Origin of the sequence: Nocardia spumae, assembly GCF_020733635.1 — a bacterium.
GTDB classification, from domain to species: Bacteria; Actinomycetota; Actinomycetes; order Mycobacteriales; family Mycobacteriaceae; genus Nocardia; species Nocardia spumae.
Window position 1 is genome coordinate 1,723,445 of sequence record NZ_JAJFZL010000001.1, and the last position, 19,228, is coordinate 1,742,672.

Sequence of the window (19,228 nt, forward strand, 5' to 3'; positions counted from 1 at the left end):
TTTCCGAGCTGGATAACGATGTCGTTAGTTAGATGACAGCACAGCTATCTGGGTAACGCAAGCGTTAGGTACGATGGGTCTCGTGTCGATGACGTTCGAGGCGCGGCTGCGCGACCGCGATGACTGGTCGATCGGTGACCACTGCTCGGCCGGGCGGGTGCTGGATTTGCTGAGTACGCGGACCGTCTTTCTGGTGGTCCGTGAATGCTTCTACGGCACAACCAGATTCGAGGACTTCGTGGTGCGGGTGGGAACGTCGGCCCCCGCGGTGTCGCGCGCGCTCAAACAACTCGAGGCGGCGGGGATCGTCGAGCGCATGCCCTATCGGGAACCGGGGCGCCGCGCGCGTGAGGAATACGGGTTGACCGCGGCCGGTGAGGATCTGCTGCCCGTCTTCCTGGCCCTGATGCAGTGGGGTGACAGGTACCTGCAGGACGGGGCGCCGCCGCTGGCGTTCGTGGAGCGGGATTCGGGCGCCGAGATCGGAGTGCAGGTGGTGCGGGATCCGGGACCGCACGCGAAGTCGGGCGATATCGAGATCCGGCTCAATCGGCGATGAGGGCCGACCCGAACACCCGGCGGGCCGTGGTCGTGGGCGCCGGTATCGGCGGGCTCGCGGCGGCCGTCGCGCTGAGCCGCCGGGGGTGGGCTGTCGAGATCCTGGAGCGGTCGGCCGCGATCGGCGAATCGGGATCGGGACTGACCCTGTGGTGCAACGGCTTACGAGCCCTGGACAGCATCGGTCTCGGGGCCGAGGTACGGGCCCGGGCGATGCCCGAGACCGATGCCGGTATTCGTAACCCGCGGGGCCGGTGGCTGATTCGGACCGACACCGCCGAATTGACCCGGCGCTACGGCGAAGTGGTCATGATCCCGCGGTCCGATCTGTTCGACATCCTGCGCGGCGCGGTCGCCGGACTCGGCATTCGCACGAGTATCGCGGTGACCGGGATCGAGGCCGACGGCGACCGGATCACGGTCCGGCACGGCGCCGGTGCGTCCCATAGCGATCTCGTCGTTGGTGCGGACGGGATCCACAGTGTGGTCCGGGAATGGGTCTGCCCCCAGGCGGCGCCACCGCGATATACGGGACTGACCGCGTGGCGGATGATCACCGCCCGGCCGGTCCCGGCACTGCGTGAGGGCGGACAGAGCTGGGGGAATGGGCAACAGGCCGGTGTCATCCCGCTGCCCGACGGTCGGGTGTACGTCTTCGGCGCCGCCGCCGCGCCCGCCGGGCAACGCAGCCCGGGGAACGAACTCGGCGAGCTGCGCCGCCGATTCGGCCACTGGCACGAGCCGATTCCGGCGCTGCTGGACGCGGTCGGCGAGGACGACGTCCTGCGCCACGACATCTACCACCTGCCGCCGCTACGCACGTTCGCCCGCGGCCGCGCGGCCGTGCTCGGAGATGCCGCCCATGCGATGACCCCGAATATGGGACAGGGTGCGAATCAGGCGATCGAAGATGCCGTCACCCTGGCCGCCCTGCTCGACCGCACCGGCGAAATCGGCGCCGCCCTGGTCGAATACGACCGGATCCGCCGGCCCCGGACCCGGCGGATCGCACAGCGTTCGCGCCGCATCGGCCGGATCGCGCAACTGTCCTCGGTTCCGGCCCTGGGCCGGGACGCGGCGCTGTTGGTGACACCGGGCAGTGTGCTGTTGCGTGGGCTGGGCCCGGCGCTGTCCTGGCAGCCGCCGCGGTGACCGGGCCGGCCACGGCTCAGCCGACCGGGCCCTGGGTCAGTCCGGTGCGGGCCGACTCGTGCTGTCCCGAACCGTCGGTCCAGGTGAGCGTGACGGTATCGCCCGGGTGGTGCTGATCCATGGTGCCGGTGAGGGCGGTCGCCGAGTCGATGCTGTGGCCGTCGAGGCCGGTGATGACATCGCCCGCGGCCAGCCCGGCCGCCTCGGCGGGGCCGCCGCCGACCACATCGCGGACCAGCGCACCGGAACCGTTGGCATCGCTCATCGTGATACCCAGGAAGGCCGAATCGCCGATGTGCACGCGATCCGAGGCGGAACCGGCCTGAATCTGCTTGGCGATCGACACCGCCTTGTTGATCGGGATCGCGAAGCCCTGACCGCCGCCGGTGCCGAGCCGGAAGCCTTGGGACGCAGCGGTATCGACGCCGATCACCTTGCCGGAACTGTTGATCAGCGGACCGCCGGAATCGCCGGGCTGGATATTCGCGGCGACCTGGATCAGGCCGGTCAGTTGTTCCGAGGTGCCGGCGGAGTCGTCACTGGCGGTGATCGATCGGTTCAGTCCCGTGACGCGCCCGCCGGCCGCGGTCGGGGAGCCGGTACCGCCCGCGTTACCCACGCCGACGACGGCGTCGCCGACCGCGACCTGGTCCGAATCGCCGAGGGGCGCGGTCTGCAGACCCGATGCGCCCCGCAGTTTCACCAGCGCCAGATCGTCCTGCCGATCGAATCCGGCGACGGTGCCCTGATAGGTGCGGCCATCGCCCAGCGCGGTGACCGAGATGTCGGTCGCGCCCTCCACCACGTGATTGTTGGTCAGGATCGTGCCGTCGGAACCGAGCACGATGCCCGTTCCGGCGCCGGCTCCGTTCTGCATCCCGAGTTCGGTATTCACCACCACGATGCCGGGGACGACCGCGTTCGCGGCCTGCTCCAGCGCCGTGGCCTGGGAATCGACCTGCTCCACCGCCGGCACTCGACCGTGACCGAGGGGTGTCCCCGAGACGGGACCGTGGCCGTCGATGCGGGCACCGACCAGCCCGATGGTCAGCGCGATCACCGCGACCAGCGCCGCGATCAACCCGAAGGTCAGACCGTGGCGTGGTGCGCGGGCGGCGCCCGGCGGAGACGACTGCGGACCGTACGCCCCCGACGGTGGTTCGTACGGTCCGGGCGGATACGGCCGGTTGCCCTGATTCGGATACACACTCATCACGTCCTGTTCGGTCACATCCCGGGTGTCGGCGGATCCGGCGCGGGAATTCGGATCCTGTAATCGATTAAGCGCGCGTTTCCTGAGAGAGGGCTGGGCGCTTGCCGTGGAACTGCCTACGTGGCCCGGCTCACGACCGTGGACGATCCCGCCGAGAGCGATCCTGACGAAAGTATGACGGCGGCCGTGACCGGCCCGGGAGCGTATCGGTGCGCAGTACGCTCGCGGATATGGCCGGAACGGGACTGCGGGCGGCCTGCGGGGTCGTATCCGCGGGTGTGGCACTGGGTGTCGCGGAGTTGGTGTCGGTGCCGGTGGGAGCGGGCAGCGCGCCCTTGGCCGCCCTGGGATCGGCGGTGGTCGACCACACCCCCGACACCGTGCGGGAATGGGCGATCGACACCTTCGGGACCAACGACAAACTCGTTCTCTCCCTGCTGATGGGAATCGTGGCGCTCGCTGTCGCGGCGCTCGCCGGCACGGTCGAGCGCATCGGCCGTCCGATCGGATCGGCCGTCTTCGCGATCTTCGGGATCGTCGCCGCCTGGGCGGCCGTGACCCGTCCTGCCGCCGACCGGACCTGGATGCTGCCGTCGATCGTCGGGGTCGCGCTCGCGATCGTGGCGCTGCGGTGGTTGATCCGCCGAGGCGAACGGCCGGCTGCCGACGCGGTCGCGGCACCGGCGGAACCCGTTGTCGCGCAGATGGATCGGCGACAGCTGGTGCGCGCGATCGCGAGTGTCGGCGTGGTCGCGGTGGCCGCCGGAGTCGTCGGCCGGGTACTGGGCGCGACGGTGCACAGTGTGTCGGCCGAGCGGGCCCAGATCCGGCTGCCGCCGCCGAATACCCCCGCGCCACCGCCCGATCCGGCCGCGGACCTCCGGATACCGGGACTTACGCCGTATCTCACCGCGAACGACGACTTCTACCGCATCGATACGGCGCTGGTGGTGCCGCAGGTCAGTACCGAAACCTGGTCGCTGCGTATCCACGGCATGGTCGACCGCGAAATCCGGCTGGACTACCGCGATCTCACCCATCGGCAAGCGGTGGAGCGAACGGTGACACTGACCTGTGTGTCGAATCCGGTCGGCGGCGATCTGATCGGTAATGCCCGCTGGCTCGGATATCGGCTCGACGAGCTGCTCGCCGAGGCCGGTCCGCACCCCGATGCCGATATGGTGCTGTCCCGCAGCGTCGACGGGTTCACCGCGGGAAGCCCGCTGGCGGCACTGACCGACGGCCGCGACGCCCTGCTGGCTGTGGGCATGAACGGCGAACCGCTACCGGTCGAACACGGATATCCGGTGCGGCTGGTGGTGCCCGGGCTGTACGGCTACGTATCGGCCACCAAATGGGTCACCGAACTCGAGGTCACGAGATTCGATCGCGCACAGGCATATTGGACCCGGCGCGGCTGGTCCGCCCGCGGTCCGATCAAAACCGGCACCCGCATCGATACGCCGCGGGGCGGGGCGGTGCGGGCGGGGGTGGTGACGATCGCGGGCGTGGCCTGGGCCCAGCATCGCGGCATCCGGGCGGTGGAAGTGCAGATCGACGACGGCCCCTGGCAATTCGCGCGCCTGGCCGCCGAACCCTCGATCGACACCTGGCGGCAGTGGAGTTTCGACTGGGATGCCACCGCCGGCACCCACACCCTCCGCGCCCGCTCGACCGACGGCACCGGCGCGGTGCAGACCGCCGAATACGCCGACGTCGTACCCGACGGCGCCAGTGGATATCCGTCCAAGACCGTGCGGGTCGGATAGTCGGCCGAGAGCGCCGGCGACGCGAAAGGCCCCGCCCGTGTGAACCCAAGCTTCTCGGGCGGGGCCTTCGACAGTGTGGCCGATCAGCCGGCGATTCCGGCCTTCTCCGGTTCGGAATCCGGTGCGGCCTGCGGCTTCGCGGATCCGTTGGCGATGAACAACGCCGAGGCCACGACGCCGATCAGCAGGATGGCGCCCGGCAGGATCATCGCCTGCCCCAGGGCCGTGCTGAACTTGTCCAGGATCGGCACCGGGATGTGGCCGGTACCCGCGCCACCGCCCTCACCGAACTGGCCGCCGCCCAGGCCCTGCGCCGACATGCGAGCCGAGATCAGCGCGCTGATCGCGGCGCTGCCCAGCACCGAGCCGACCTGCCGGGTGGTGTTGTAGACACCGGCGCCCGCGCCGGCCTGATGGATCGGCAGGTTACGGGTGGCGGTGGAAGCCAGCGGCGCCCAGATGCACGAGTTCGACAGACCGGCGATACCGGCGACGATCAGGAACACCACGATCGAGCTGTCCGGCTTCATCAATGCCGCGAACCCGAACACGGTCAACGCGAAGCCCGCGAAACCGATGGTGGGCAACACCCGCGGATGCATCCGATCGGAGATCTTGCCGATGATCGGCGCGGTCAGACCGGTGACGATGGCCATCGGCGCGAAGACCAGCGCGGCCCGCGTCGGCGTGTACTCCCGCACGGCTTCCAGGTAGAAGTAGGCGGGAACCATCAGCGAGGTGACCGCGGCACCCATCGCGGCGATCGCGATACTCGACATCGAGAAGTTGCGGTCGCGGAACAGGCTCAGCGGCACCAGCGGCTCGTTCTTGTTGCGTGCCTGGTTGACCACGAACAGGGCCAGCACCACGAGACCGGCCACGATCATCGTCCAGATCCAGGCGTCCCAGTCCCGGGTATTGCCTTCCTGGATGCCGAACACCAGCAGGAACATGCCGACACCGCTGAGCACGACGCCGACGATGTCGAACTTGTGCTGGTGGGTCTCCAGGCTCGGCACCAGCCAGACCGCCAGGACGAAGGCCACGATGCCGACGGGGACGTTGATGTAGAAGATCCAGTTCCAGCCCTGCCAGTCGACCAGCACACCGCCGAGGATCGGGCCGACCAGGGTCGCCAGGCCGGCGACACCGCCCCACAGGCCCATGGCCGCACCGCGCTTGTCCGGCGGGAAGGTGCGGGTGATGACCGCCATGGTCTGCGGCGTCATCAACGCGGCGCCGAGGCCCTGTACGGCGCGCGCGGCGATGAGCATCTCGACCGAGCCCGACGTGGCACACCACAGCGAGGCCAGGGTGAACACCGCCAGCCCGGCCAGGTACACGTTCTTCGGGCCGAAGCGGTCGCCGAGGCGTCCCGTGACCAGCAGCGGCACCGCGTAGGTGAGCAGATAGGCGCTGGTCACCCAGATGACTTTGTTCATATCGGTGTGCAGGTCCGACAGGATCGCCGGATTGGCCACCGCGACGATGGTCATATCCAGCAGGATCATGAAGAACCCGACGACCAGCGCGGAGAGCGCCAGCCACGGATTGCGTTGGGTTGTCATAGATTTCGTTCCTGTTCCAGAAACCGGCCGGTCGGTACGGCCGATGGTCGAACGTATGCGGGTCTCGGAGCGCGGCGTGGGACCGTGCCCCCCTCAGGGTTCGGCAGTGGTCGCACCACCTTTCCGCAGCTCGGCGAGCATGTCGTCGGTGAGGGCCGCACCCCAGTCGTGGCCCATGTCACCGCTCTTGCTGGGGCAACGGGTTCCGTGCTCGTCGAATTCCTCCCACGGCAGTGAACCGTCGCGAATTTCCTCGACGAGGCCGCGGAGCCAGTGCGCTTCGACGGCGGTCTGGCTGCGGAGATAGTCGATGACCATCCAGTACCGCCGCGGTACCGAATGGGTGGTCGCCCACGTGCGAATGGCTTCGAGTTCGACGATGTCGTTGTCGAGCCAGCCGATGCGTTCGGTGAGCAGATCGATGGTCTCGCCGGCGGGCAGATTGTGGGACTCGGCCAGGGCGACGGGAAAGATCGGGTACTCGCGGATCGGTCGGCGAATGATGTCGGAGATGCGGGTGCGCAACGCTGCGGTACCCGCCTCGGTGATGCGGTATGTGGTGCGCTCGGGCCGGTTGCCCGCGCGTTCGGTGCCCTCGGCGTGCACCATTCCTTGTTCGGCCAGCCGGGTTACCGTGTGGTAGAGCGAGCCGGGCCGGATCTTGACGAGATTGTCTTCCCGGCGTTTGAGCATCAGCTGATACATCTCGTACGGATGCATCGGTTCCTCCTGTAACAGCGCGAGCACCGCGATCGCCATCGGCGTCAACGTGGCACCCGGCTGCTTGGACATCGGTATCGACTCCCTTCATCGCTGTCGCCGGACTCTACGCACGCCCGCCGACATAACCCACATCAAATATTCCACGCCGAATATACGACGCGGAAGTACGTGAAGCAAGACCGTTTCACCGAAGACGACGACCGAACGCCCCCGAATACGACAAAAACGCCGGGCCGGATCACTCGAAACGAGTGATCCGGCCCGGCGCCGATGATCCGACCTCGAAGAGGCGATGCGACCCAGTCGGTCGGAGCGAAGGCTAGTCGGTCGGAGCGAAGGCCAAGTCGACGATCTCCTGCTGCTCGACCGCGTGCACCTTCGACGAACCCGAGGACGGGGCCGACATGGCGCGACGCGAGATGCGGCGCAGCTTGTTGAACCGGTCCGGCAGGATCTCCGGCAGGTTCAGGCCGAAGAACGGCCAGGCGCCCTGGTTGGCCGGCTCCTCCTGCACCCACGCCAGATCGGTGGCGTTGGGGTAGGTGGCCAGCTTCTCGTTGAGCCGGTAGGACGGGATCGGGTAGAGCTGCTCGATGCGGATGATCGCCACATCGTCGCGGTTCTTCTTCGCCTTCTCCGCGACCAGCTCGTAGTAGAGCTTGCCGCTGGTCAGCAGGATCCGCTTGACCTTGGTGCGGTCACCGTCGCCGCTCTCGTAGGTCGGCTCCTCGAGCACCGACCGGAACTTGGCGTCGGTGAAGTCCTCGATATTGGAGACGACGGCCTTGTTGCGCAGCATCGACTTCGGGGTGAAGACGATCAGCGGTCGGCGGATGCCGTCGAGGGCGTGACGGCGCAGCAGGTGGAAGTAGTTCGACGGAGTGGAGGGAACCGCCACCGCCATCGAACCCTCGGCGCACAGCTGCAGGAACCGCTCGATGCGGCCGGAGGTGTGGTCGGGACCCTGACCCTCGTGACCGTGCGGCAACAGCAACACGACCTCCGAGAGCTGCTGCCACTTGGCCTCACCCGAGGAGATGAACTCGTCGATGATCGACTGCGCGCCGTTGACGAAGTCACCGAACTGGGCCTCCCACAGCACCAGCGCATCCGGATTGCCCAGGGAGTAGCCGTATTCGAAGCCGACCGCGGCGAACTCGCTCAGCGCCGAGTCGTGGACCGCGAACCAGCCCGGGTTCTCGCTGCCGATGTTGTGCAGCGGGGTGTACTCGGCACCGGACTTGCGGTCGATGATCACCGAATGCCGCTGGGTGAACGTGCCGCGACGGGAGTCCTGGCCGGTCAACCGGACCGCCTTACCCTCGTCGATCAGGGTGCCGAAGGCCAGCAGCTCCGCGAAGGCCCAGTCGACCTTGCCCTCGTAGGCCATTTCCCGGCGACGTTCGAGCACCGGCTTCACGCGTGGGTGCACATTGAAGCCGTCCGGCACGCCGAGGAAGGCGTCGCCGATGCGCTGCAGGACGGACTTGTCGACCGCGGTCACGACGGTGCCCGGAACGGTCTGCTCCTCCTCGACCGATTCGCTCGGCTCCGGCGGATACTTCTCCAGCTCGCGAACCTCGTTGAACACCCGCTCCAGCTGACCCTGGTAGTCACGCAGGGCGTCCTCGGCCTCTTTCATCGAGATGTCGCCACGGCCGATCAGAGCCTCGGTGTAGGACTTGCGGACGCTGCGCTTGGTGTCGATGACGTCGTACATGTACGGCTGGGTCATCGACGGGTCGTCGCCCTCGTTGTGGCCGCGACGCCGGTAGCAGATGAGGTCGATGACCACGTCCTTGTGGAACTTCTCGCGGAAGTCGGTAGCCAAGCGCGCCACCCAGGTGCAGGCCTCCGGATCATCGCCGTTGACGTGGAAGATCGGCGCGCCGATCGACTTGGCGATATCGGTGGAGTACTCGGTGGAGCGGCTGTTCTCCGGCGCGGTGGTGAAACCGATCTGGTTGTTCACCACGATGTGCACCGTGCCGCCGACGCGGTAGCCGCGCAGGCCGGACATGTTCAGTGTCTCGGCCACCACACCCTGACCGGCGAACGCGGCGTCACCGTGCAGCATCAGCGGCACGACCGAGAAGGTGCGTGCCTCCTCGCCCCGGGTGACCAGATCTTCCTTGGTGAGCAGGTCCTGCTTGGCGCGGACCAGACCCTCCAGCACCGGGTCGACGGCCTCGAGGTGCGACGGGTTGGCCGTCAGCGAGACCTCGATGTCGTTGTCGCCGAACATCTGGATGTAGGTGCCGTGCGCGCCGAGGTGGTACTTCACATCGCCCGAGCCGTGGGTGGCGGCCGGGTTCATGTTGCCCTCGAACTCGGTGAAGATCTGCGAGTAGGGCTTGCCGACGATATTGGCCAGCACGTTGAGGCGACCGCGGTGCGGCATACCGATGACGACCTCGTCGAGCGCGTGCTCGGCGCACTGGTCGATGACGGCGTCCATCATCGGGATGGTCGACTCGGCGCCCTCGAGCGAGAACCGCTTCTGGCCGACGTACTTGGTCTGCAGGAAGGTCTCGAACGCCTCGGCCGCGTTCAGCCGCGACAGGATGTACTTCTGCTGGGCGACGGTCGGCTTCTCGTGCTTCTGCTCGACCCGGTCCTGAATCCACTGCAGCTGTTCGGTTTCCAGGATGTGGGTGTACTCCACACCGACGTGGCGGCAATACGCGTCGCGCAGCACCGACAGCACGTCGCGCAGCTTCATCCGCTCCTGGCCGTGGAAGCCCGCGACGTTGAACTCGCGGTCCAGATCCCACAGGGTCAGGCCGTGCTGGGTGACATCGAGGTCGGGGTGGCTGCGGAACTTGTCCTTGACCAGCCGCAGCGGATCGGTATCGGCCATCAGGTGGCCGCGACTGCGATACGCCGCGATCAGCTCCTGCACGCGCACGCTCTTGTCGACGCCGCGTTCCTTGATGTCCTTGCGCCAGCGGACCGGCTCGTAGGGCACGCCCATGCCGTGGAAGATCTCGTCGAAGAACTCGTCGGAGATCAGCAGGTTGTGGATCGTGCGCAGGAAGTCACCGGACTCCGCACCCTGGATGATGCGGTGGTCGTAGGTGGAGGTCAGTGTCATCAGCTTGCCGATACCGATCTCGGCGAGCTGCTGATCGCTCATCCCCTGGAACTCGGCCGGGTACTCCATGGCGCCCGCACCGATGATCGCGCCCTGACCGGGCATCAGCCGGGGCACCGAGTGGTTGGTGCCGATGGTGCCGGGGTTGGTCAGCGAGATGGTGACGCCGGAGAAGTCGTCGGCGCCGAGCTTGCCGTCGCGGGCTCGCCGCACGATGTCCTCGTAGGCGCTGTGGAACTGCGCGAACGACATCGACTCGGTGTTCTTGATGGCCGCGACGACCAGCGTGCGGTTGCCGTCCTTGCCCGGAAGGTCGATCGCCAGGCCGAGATTGGTGTGCGCCGGGGTGACCGAGTTCGGCTTGCCGTCGACCTCGGCGAAGTGGCGGTTCATGTTCGGGAACGCCTTGACCGCCTGCACGATCGCATAACCCAGCAGGTGGGTGAAGGAGATCTTGCCGCCCCGGGTGCGAGCCAGGTGATTGTTGATGACCAGACGGTTGTCGATCATCAGCTTCGCCGGAATGGCACGCACGCTGGTCGCGGTCGGGATGGTCAGCGACGACGACATGTTCTTGACGATCGCCGCGGCCGGTCCGCGCAGCACCTTGGACTCGTCGGCGGCCGGTTCCGCCGGAGCGCTCTTGGCGGGGGTGGCGTTGGAGGTCGGCGCCGGGGTGGTGCTGGCCTGTGGCTTGCTGGCACGCGCCTGCGGCGGGGCCGCGGCCGCGGAGACAGCGGCGGTCGCCTTCGGGGCGGCCGGAACCTGAGCGGCGGGGGCCTGGGGGGCGGGCGGCGCCGGCGCGGGCTGGGCCGGTGCGACCGGGGCCGCCTTCGTGACCGAGTTGGAGGGAGCCGGCGCCGAGGGCGCCGCGGTGGGTGCGGAGGCGGCGGGCGTGCTGTTAACAATCTCACCCGGCGATTCCGGTGTGTAGTCGGCGAGGAACTCATGCCAGCTCTCATCGACCGACGACGGATCTTGCTTGTACTTCTGGTACATCTCGTCGACGAGCCACTGGTTCTGTCCGAACTGGGATGTTGAGCTGCTCACAGCAGGTGTTCGCCTCATTTCGTTCTTCGCGCTGCGACGTTTGTGACGTGCCCGGCACGGGTAATCGGCGCGATTTGCGCCGTTGCGCCCTTTCTGAGGATAGGCCCAGCCCCGACGCCGTGCCCCAGCGCGGCAGGCGCGGGCCCATTTCCTGGTTCCCCCGGCTGCCGTCTTTCGGGTGCACCGCTCCGCTACTGCCCGGCTCACTTACCCGCCGGACAGACCCAGCCTCATAGGTGACGACTCGTCCCGGGTCGAGAATATTCCTTCGTCGGAATCGGCTGCCTCCCAGAGTCGGTTATAGATTCCGCGTTCGGCCACCAACTGCTCGTGCGCGCCGAATTCCACGATCCGGCCGTGGGCCACCACCGCGATCCGATCGGCCCGCGCGGCGGTCGCCAACCGATGCGCGACGATAATCGTGGTCCGCCCGCGTGTCAGCGATCTACTCGCTACCAGCACCTTCTCCTCGTTGGCCGGATCCAGCACGGCGGTGGCCTCATCGAGAAGCAGCAGATCCGGATCGACCAATTCGGCACGGGCCAGCGCGATCAACTGACGTTGCCCGGCCGATAGTCCGCGTCCGCCCTCGCCGACCGGCTGGGCCATACCCCGGGGCAGGCCCTCGATCATCTCCCGTGCGCCCACCGCCGCCGCGGCATCCGCTATTTCCGCCGGAGTGGCGAAAGGTTTCCCGAATGCAATGTTGCTGGCAATGTCGCCGGTGAACAGGTGAGGTTCCTGGGGCACCACGCCCAGCCGCGATCGGAACCGCGCGAGCCGATAGTCGCGAATATCCACATCGTCGACTCGGATGGTTCCCGCATCCTGCCGGGGGAGGTCGTAGAGGCGGGCCAGCAGCTTGACCACCGTCGACTTGCCCGCACCGGTCGCACCGACCAGGGCCAGGGTCGAGCCGGCCGGGACGTGCAGTGAGACATCCTCCAGCGCGGGCGTTTTCGCATCGGGGTAGCGGAAGGTGACGCCGTCGAAGCGCACCTCACCGCGCAGGTGCTCGCCGATGGCGGCCGGATCTTCCGGGTCGGGGGCGATCGAGGACTCGGTGTGCAGCAGCGTCTCGATGCGCCGCAACCCCACCCGGGCCTGCTGATATCCGTCGAAGACCTGGGACAGCTGCGTGATCGGCCCGAACAGCAGGCTCAGGTAGAGCACGAACGCCACCAGGGTGCCCGGCGTCGTGGTGCCGTGCGCCACCTCGCGCGCACCCAGGTACACCACCGCCGCCTGGGCCAGATCCGCCCACGCCAGCACGAAGGCGAAGTAGATCGCGATCGCCCGCTGGGCGCGCAGGCGGGCGGTGCGGTAGCGGTCGGAGTACGCGCTGAACCGGCGGGCGGCCTCGGCCTCGTGCCGATAGGCCTGGGTGGCCCGCAGGCCCGCGACGTTCTCCTGGAAATCGGCATTGACCGTGGCGACCCGCTCCCGCGACGCCGAATACGCCGAGGCGGACACGCGGCGGAAGATCAGCGTCGCCACGATCAGCGGTGGCAGCGCCACGAACACCACCAGCGCCAGCGGGGCATCGATGATCAGCAGTGCGACCGCGATACCCACGACGGTGACGATGCTGATCAACGCCGTCCCCAGCCCGGTCTGCAGGAAGGTCGACAGCGCATCGATATCGGTCGTCATCCGGGTCATGATGCGGCCGGAGAGTTCGCGCTCGTAGTAGTCCAGGCCCAGCCGCTGGAGGTGGGCGTAACTGCGCACCCGCAGACCGTAGAGCACCCGCTCGCCGCCGCGCGCCGACAGCAGCGTGCCCAGCGCCTCGCCGGCCCAGCTGACCAGTACCAGCAGCACCCCGACGACAGCGGCGGCCACCAGCACCGAACCGCGATGCTGACCCACCCCGTCGTCGAGGGCGAATCGGGTCAGCGCCGGGAACGCCACACCGATGGCGGCGTCGAGCGCCAGCAGCGCGACCACCGCCGCCAGGAGCCACCGGACCGGACGCAGCAGGCGGACCAGCCGGAACCGGGGGTCGGGCCGCTCGAGTTCGCGATCGTCGAGCGCGGGTTGTTCGGTGGCGGGCGTGAGGCGCGTCAGCGCCGCCCGCATCTCCGGCGGCGCGTCCGGCTCCACGGGCGGTGATTGCGGTTCGTACGCGACGGGCTCGGGAGCCGGTTCCGCAACGACGGGACGGGCGAGGCCGGGGGCGAAGATGGCGCCGTCCGCCGGCGCGGGTTCGTACCCGGCCGGTGCCTGCGGTTCGGTATCGGCCGCCAGGACCACCCCGGTGCTCGGGCCGGGCAGGCGGACCACCCGATCGGCGTGCGCCAGCGTCGATTCGCGGTGCGCCAGGATCAGGGTGGTACGGCCGCGGGCGGGCAGGGCCGCGAAGATCGCGGCCTCGGTCACCGCGTCGACCGCCGAGGTGGCGTCGTCGAGAATCAGGATGCGCGGATCGGCCAGCAGGGCCCGGGCCAGGGCGAGGCGCTGGCGCTGACCGCCGGACAGGGTCAGGCCGCGTTCGCCGACGACGGTGTCGTAGCCGTCGGGCAGGGCGCGAATGAACTCGTCGGCCGCTGCCATGCGCGCGGCGGACTCGATCTCGGCGCGGTCGGCATCCGGTGCGCCGAGTGCGATATTCGCGGCGATGGTGTCGGAGAACAGGAACGGCTCGTCGAAGACGACACCGACCGCCTCCCGCAGATCGCCCGCCCGCACCCGGGAGATGTCGACGTCCGCGGCGTCGGGGCCCGCGCCGAACAGCGTGATCCGGCCGGATTCCGGGGTGTGGAATCGCGGCAGCAGCAAGGTCAGCGTGGATTTGCCGGATCCGGCCGGGCCGATCACCGCGACCGTCTCACCGGCGCGCAGCGTGAGATCGAGGTCGTGCAGGACCGGACGGCCCGGTTCGAAACCGAAGGTGAGGCCGTGGATCCGCAGCCCGAGCGGGCCGTCGGGCAGCGGCTGCGGATCGGGCGGATCCACACTCTCCGGCGCATCGTCGACGACCTGGTAGACGCGTTCGGCCGCCGCCCGTGTCAGCTGCGCCATCACCACGACGCTGGACAGGATCCTGGTACTGGACGCCATCATCGTCACGTAGGTCGCGAAGGCCAGGAAGGTGCCGACACCGATCACCGAATGCAGTGCCAGCACGCCACCGAGCGCGATGACGATCACCAGTCCGGCCTGCGGAATCGCGGAAACCGTCGGGGCGAAGCGGGAATCGATGCGGGCGGCGCGCATCCGGTGGGAGTAGAGCCTGCGGCCGTGCTCCTCCAGGATCCGGACCATCCGCGATTCCTGGCCGAATCCCTTCACCACCCGCACACCGGTCACCGTCTCCTCGACGTGCTGGGCCAGGTCGGCGGCGCGCTGCTGCGCGGACCAGGTGGCGGCGTGCAAGGTGGGCCGGACCCGGTACACCACCAGGGCCAGCGCGGGCACTGTCAGCAACGAGACCAGCGCCAGCGGCGGGGACAACAGCACCATCGCGATCGCGGCGAAGGCGAAGATCAGCAGCGAAGCCGCCGACAGCGGTGCCATCGCGAGCAGCCCCTGGACCAATTGCAGATCGCTGATCGAGCGCGACACCACCTGTCCGGTGCGCAGCCGGTCCTGGCGCGGCCCGTCGTAGCGATGCAGCGCGGTCAGCAGACTCACCCGCAATTCGTGTTGCACATCCAGGGCGAGCCGCCCGGCCAGCCAGCGCCGTCCATAGGTTGCGGCGAATCGGGCGAAGGCCAGTGCCACCAGCACACCGGCGATCGGTGCCAGCGCGCTCACCTCACCGGCCCGCGCGCGATCGAGCGCCGCCTTGGCGGCGAGCGGGGCCGCCGACTCGGCGCCGGCACCCGCGACGACCGCGATGATCACCCCGGCCAGTACGCGCGAGTGGGCGCGGCAGGCAGCCCACAGCCGCCGCAGCCAGCCGGGTGCGGCGGTAGGACGCGCGGGCGCGTCGGGGGAGGAGGCGTCGGAACCGTCGGCGCGCCGCGACGCGTGGAGTCCGGTACCGGTGGTGTCGGTGTCGTTCATGTCGATTCGACGGTACCGACGCGATCGGACACCGAATTCTTCCCGGACCCCCGGCGGTGCGGCCGGATATCAGTTGTCCCGTTTCTCCAGATGGCACCAGCGGGTTCGCCACACCGGATCGGTCGCGGACGATCCCTTGGTGGGCTGCGCCTGGGGTGGGACCGCGGTCCCGCGCCGATGCCATGGTGGTAGCGGCGCTCGGCGGCACTGCGAGCGGCTGTGGTGATCCATGGGTGCCCTCGAATCGTGTCGAACGGTCAGACTGCCGTCAGCGGCGAATCGGCCGGCCGGGCGAAGCCGGCGGCGAAGGAGCGCGCGACCGCGGGATCGTGCTCGCCGGCGCGCATCAACTCGTCCAGCTCCGGTGCCGCCGACAACATGGTCAGCGTCCAGCGAGCGGCCGGATGGGCGGTCTCCTCGAGCCACCGCTCGCCGGTGGCGCGCATCCACGCGGAGCCGAACGGACCGCCGGAATGATTCAGAATGGCCTCGGCGTAGTGGAAGCCGCAGTGCACCGCGCTGTTCGCTCCCTGAGCACCCGAGGGGTCCATCCGGCAGACGACGTCGCCGCCGCCGAGTACGGCGGTTCCGGACGGCAGGAAGCCGACCGGTCGTCGCATCGCCGGGATCACGGCGCCGACCAATGTGCCTCCGCCATCGGTCAATTCGACACCGTGGAAGCGCCGCGCCAATGCCGGCGGGCAGTGCGATTCGAGTAGTTCCGTGGCCAGTTTCAGCCGCTCACCCGGTGTGCTGTCGCCGCGGAACAGGTCCAGCGGACCTCCGGGAACCGCCGCGAACATCAGGACATGACACGGTCGCTCGGAGCCGGGGGCTCCGGTCAGAGCGGGGGTGGAGATCAGCTCACCGAGTCCCGGTAGCGCCAGGAACATGCCCAGCTGATCCGGGTCGGGCTCGACGCCGTCCAGATAGAGTGCCGCCGACTGTCGCATGGGACCGACCGGATACCTCCAGTCCGGATCGTCGGGGAAGGCGGTGGCCAGTTCCTTCGGCGCGCGGGTCACCACCGTCAGATCGAAGTCGGCGGTCCGGGCATCGAGTTCGTCCACCGAGAGCTGCCGGATCTGCAGATCGCCCCCGGCGGCGGCGAACTGGGTCATCCGATGGCTGAATACGGTGCGCTGGTCGACACTCTGCGCGGGGCTGTCCAGCGGGGCGGCCCAACTCGACACGGGCGTGCGGTCGACGCCCACGGTGAGCCGGATACCGCGGATCTGCGGGGCCTTGTCGCGCCACGTGCCCAGTCCGGCATCGGATTCCAGTTGCAGCGTGCGAGCGAACTTCACCTGGGTGCTGGTGACCGCGCCGGCCAGCACGGCCTCCGGGTCCCGATCGGCGACCAGTGTGACCGCCACACCGCTGTCGAGCAGCCGGAGTGCAAGCGGTAGTCCGCATTCACCCGCACCCAGTACCTGCACTCGCGTCATGCGCGTAATCCTCACGATATCGGTGGTGTCATGACCGCCCGGACCAGGCCGGATGGCTCGATACGAAGTCTCGGCGAATAGGTACCGCACCGGCATCGGTAATCCGCGGCCGGACTACCGAGACGAGTTTCGCGGTTGCCTATTCGGTTGCCGCGACTGCCGTTAAGCTCTGCGAACGTGTCGGGCGGTGAGTACGGGGCGAGTGCGGAAGCCGCCGTGAAGGATTTCGTCGGTCGCGCCGAAGAACTGGAGCGCACAGCGGCACTGCTGGTGGGGTCGTGCCGGTTGATCACCCTGCTCGGCCCCGGCGGGATCGGTAAGACGCGGCTGGCGATGGAGGCGACCGAACGGGTGCGCCGAGCCCGGCACGGCCAGGTGTATTGGGTGCGGCTGGCCAGGCTGCCGAAAGACGCCACAGCCGCGGAGGTCGAGAACGAGATCGCCGGCGTGGTCGTCGACGGCGATTTCTCGGGTCGTCCGGTGCGTACGGCCCTGGTGGCTGCGTTGAGTCGAGTCGATGCCGCGCGGCGGGGCAACGGCCGCGCGGTGCTGGTCCTGGACAACTGCGAGCATGTGCTGGACGGGGTCGGCCGGGTGGTGAGCGAACTGCTGGCCGCGATGCCGGCGCTCACGGTGCTGGCGACCAGCCGGACCGCCATCGGATGGGTGGACGAGCAGATTCTGCCCGTGGTGCCGCTGCCACCAGCTCATGCGGCTCGACTGTTCCGGCGGCGAGCGGAGCTGACCGGACGGGTCGTCACAGATGCCGACGCGGCGGTGGTCGAGGCCATCTGCCGGCATCTGCACAACTATCCGCTGTTCATCCGGCTCGCCGCCGCCCGGCTGCGCTATCAGCCGCTCCCCGCGGTACTGCATGATCTCGAGGGCGGCGCCGACCGCCGGTTGCGCTGGTCGCCGGGCTTCCGAGTCGGTGACGACGACCGTCATCGCGATATCGGTGCGGTCATCGGCTGGTCGTTCGATCTGTGCAGTGCCGAGGAACGTCTGTTGTTCGAGCGGATGTCGGTCTTCGCCGCCGGCGACGAGTTGTACCCCGGCCTGCGTGATGCCGGTGGTTTCGCCCATGAGACCGGTGTCGAGCTGGATGCCGTGGAGGCGATCTGCGTCGACCCCACACCGGGTGGTCTCGACCGCCGCGATATCCAACCGCTGCTGGAACAGCTCGCCGACCGTTCGATGATCACCATCCACCTGGACACCCAGACGGTGCGATATTCGCTGTCGGAGAGCTTCCGGCTCTTCGCCCGGGAGCGCATCCGCGAGCGCGGAGACGGCCAGTGGGAAATGCTGGGCGCGCGCCACCGGCGCTACTATCGGGACCGGCTCGGCGCCGCGCGGTGGGTGGGTCCCCATGAACAACCGTTGCTGATCTGGGCTTGGGCGGCGTGGGACGACCTGCTGTGCGCCATCGACACCAGCCTGACCGACCCGCGCGAAGCCGTGGTCGGGCTCGAGATCGTGGTTGCTGTCATGGCCCTGCGCATTCCCTTCCTGCGCGGAGTCCTGCGCGAGTCACGTCAACTCGCCGATCGCAGCCTGGCGGCGGTGCGATCCTTCGGCGAATATCCGGTGGAGCTGGAGATCTCGGCGCTGGCCCTGGCCGGATGGATCGCGCTGTGCCAGGGGCGATCCGCCGATGCCGAGCGAATTCTCGACGAATGTGCCGAGATCTGGGGCAGTACCGGGTGGGCCGGCCGCGATACCGATCCCGCGATCGACCCCGTACTTCCGGCGCAGGTGGACTTCCTGTGGGGGTGCAGCCTGCTATTACTGCAGATGGATAGCCGGTCGGCCGAGGTGCTGGCTCGCGCCCGGGCGAAGTTCGCCCAAGCCGGTGATCCGGGCGGTGTCGCCATGAGCAGTCTGTTCGAGGCACTGGCGATGGCATTCTTCGGTTCCGCCGAGAGCGCGCTCGAGACCACCCGGCGGCACCTGGACAACATGTCCGCCTCGGGTGCGCAGTGGGCGATTTCCTGGGCGGAGCTGGCCGCCGCCATCGCCGAGGCGGCCCACGGTGATCCGGCCCGGGCGCGGGAGCTGTGCGATTCGGCGGAGGGCTGGCAGCAACCCATGCGGGATCAATGGGGTGGGGTGTGGGCCTTGCATATCCGGTCCTGGATCGCCGCCCGCGAAATCGCCGATCATGCTGATCGCGCGCCGGAGCGGGCGCTGGAGATCGCGCGCCTGATCGGTGAGACGAAGGCGCTGCGGCGCCGGCTGGGTATCGACCTGACCAATCTGGGGCCTTTCGCCACCGAGACCTCCGCGGCCGTCGACAAGGCGCGGGAGGTGCTGGGAGCCGAGGTCTTCGACGCCGCCGCGGCGCCGGGAACTCCGGGCGCCGAGCCGGTGCGGCCGAAGCGTCGCGATGGGCGCACGGAGTCTCCTTGGCAATCGCTCACCATCGCCGAACAAGAGGTGGCGGTGATGGCCGCGACGGGTTTGACCAATACCGCGATCGCGCTACGGCGCGGCACCTCCGTGCGTACCACCGACGCTCAGGTGGCATCCATCCTGGCGAAACTGATGATCGGGTCCCGCAAGGAGATCCGGTCGAATCTGCCGCCGGAACAGCGCGGTACGGCGGACCCCGCCCGGCCGGCCTGAACAGGTACCCCGCGTTA

10 protein-coding genes are annotated in these 19,228 nt (G+C 68.6%); 4 read left to right on the forward strand and 6 right to left on the reverse strand.

Translation table 11 applies throughout. The annotated features are described in order from the left end of the window. Positions 1-88: 88 nt before the first annotated feature. Together LKD76_RS07280 and LKD76_RS07285 are read left to right on the forward strand one after the other, a co-directional pair. Positions 89-559: a winged helix-turn-helix transcriptional regulator gene (locus LKD76_RS07280; protein ID WP_227985134.1), complete on the forward strand. Its 471-nt coding sequence runs from the start codon at positions 89-91 to the stop codon at positions 557-559. Continuing rightward, complete coding sequence (locus LKD76_RS07285) at positions 556-1,710, forward strand: FAD-dependent monooxygenase (protein ID WP_227980249.1); 1,155 nt, start codon at positions 556-558, stop codon at positions 1,708-1,710. The genes LKD76_RS07280 and LKD76_RS07285 overlap by 4 nt, the downstream gene beginning before the upstream one ends. A gap of 16 nt (positions 1,711-1,726) precedes the next feature. On the opposite strand, the gene LKD76_RS07290 is transcribed toward LKD76_RS07285, so the two are convergent. Continuing rightward, positions 1,727-2,941 (reverse strand): S1C family serine protease, encoded by a 1,215-nt coding sequence (locus LKD76_RS07290; RefSeq protein ID WP_227980251.1) that lies wholly within the window; start codon positions 2,939-2,941, stop codon positions 1,727-1,729. Between the two features lie 212 nt (positions 2,942-3,153). On the opposite strand from LKD76_RS07290, the gene LKD76_RS07295 reads away from it, so the two are divergent. After that, on the forward strand, positions 3,154-4,692 hold the full coding sequence (locus tag LKD76_RS07295; RefSeq protein WP_227980253.1) for a molybdopterin-dependent oxidoreductase: 1,539 nt from the start codon (positions 3,154-3,156) through the stop codon (positions 4,690-4,692). 83 nt (positions 4,693-4,775) lie between these two features. Here the strand turns inward: LKD76_RS07295 and LKD76_RS07300 are convergent, their stop codons facing one another. From LKD76_RS07300 to LKD76_RS07320, 5 genes are all read right to left on the reverse strand, one after another. Then, on the reverse strand, positions 4,776-6,260 hold the full coding sequence (locus LKD76_RS07300; RefSeq protein ID WP_227980255.1) for a DHA2 family efflux MFS transporter permease subunit: 1,485 nt from the start codon (positions 6,258-6,260) through the stop codon (positions 4,776-4,778). Positions 6,261-6,353: 93 nt separating this feature from the next. Next, complete coding sequence (locus LKD76_RS07305) at positions 6,354-7,052, reverse strand: PadR family transcriptional regulator (RefSeq protein WP_227980256.1); 699 nt, start codon at positions 7,050-7,052, stop codon at positions 6,354-6,356. Between the two features lie 250 nt (positions 7,053-7,302). Beyond that, positions 7,303-11,145, reverse strand: a complete 3,843-nt coding sequence (locus LKD76_RS07310) for a multifunctional oxoglutarate decarboxylase/oxoglutarate dehydrogenase thiamine pyrophosphate-binding subunit/dihydrolipoyllysine-residue succinyltransferase subunit (RefSeq protein WP_227980260.1) — start codon at positions 11,143-11,145, stop codon at positions 7,303-7,305. 189 nt (positions 11,146-11,334) lie between these two features. After that, the gene (locus LKD76_RS07315) at positions 11,335-15,135 is read right to left on the reverse strand and encodes an ABC transporter transmembrane domain-containing protein (RefSeq protein ID WP_227980262.1); all 3,801 of its coding nucleotides are present in this window, start codon (positions 15,133-15,135) and stop codon (positions 11,335-11,337) included. A 257-nt stretch (positions 15,136-15,392) separates the two neighbouring features. Continuing rightward, entirely contained in the window at positions 15,393-16,583 is a 1,191-nt protein-coding gene (locus LKD76_RS07320) for a styrene monooxygenase/indole monooxygenase family protein (protein ID WP_227980263.1), read from the reverse strand. Positions 16,584-16,760: 177 nt separating this feature from the next. Here LKD76_RS07320 and LKD76_RS07325 point away from each other — a divergent pair, with 177 nt between their 5' ends. Then, positions 16,761-19,211 (forward strand): ATP-binding protein, encoded by a 2,451-nt coding sequence (locus LKD76_RS07325; RefSeq protein ID WP_227980265.1) that lies wholly within the window; start codon positions 16,761-16,763, stop codon positions 19,209-19,211. Positions 19,212-19,228: the final 17 nt, after the last annotated feature.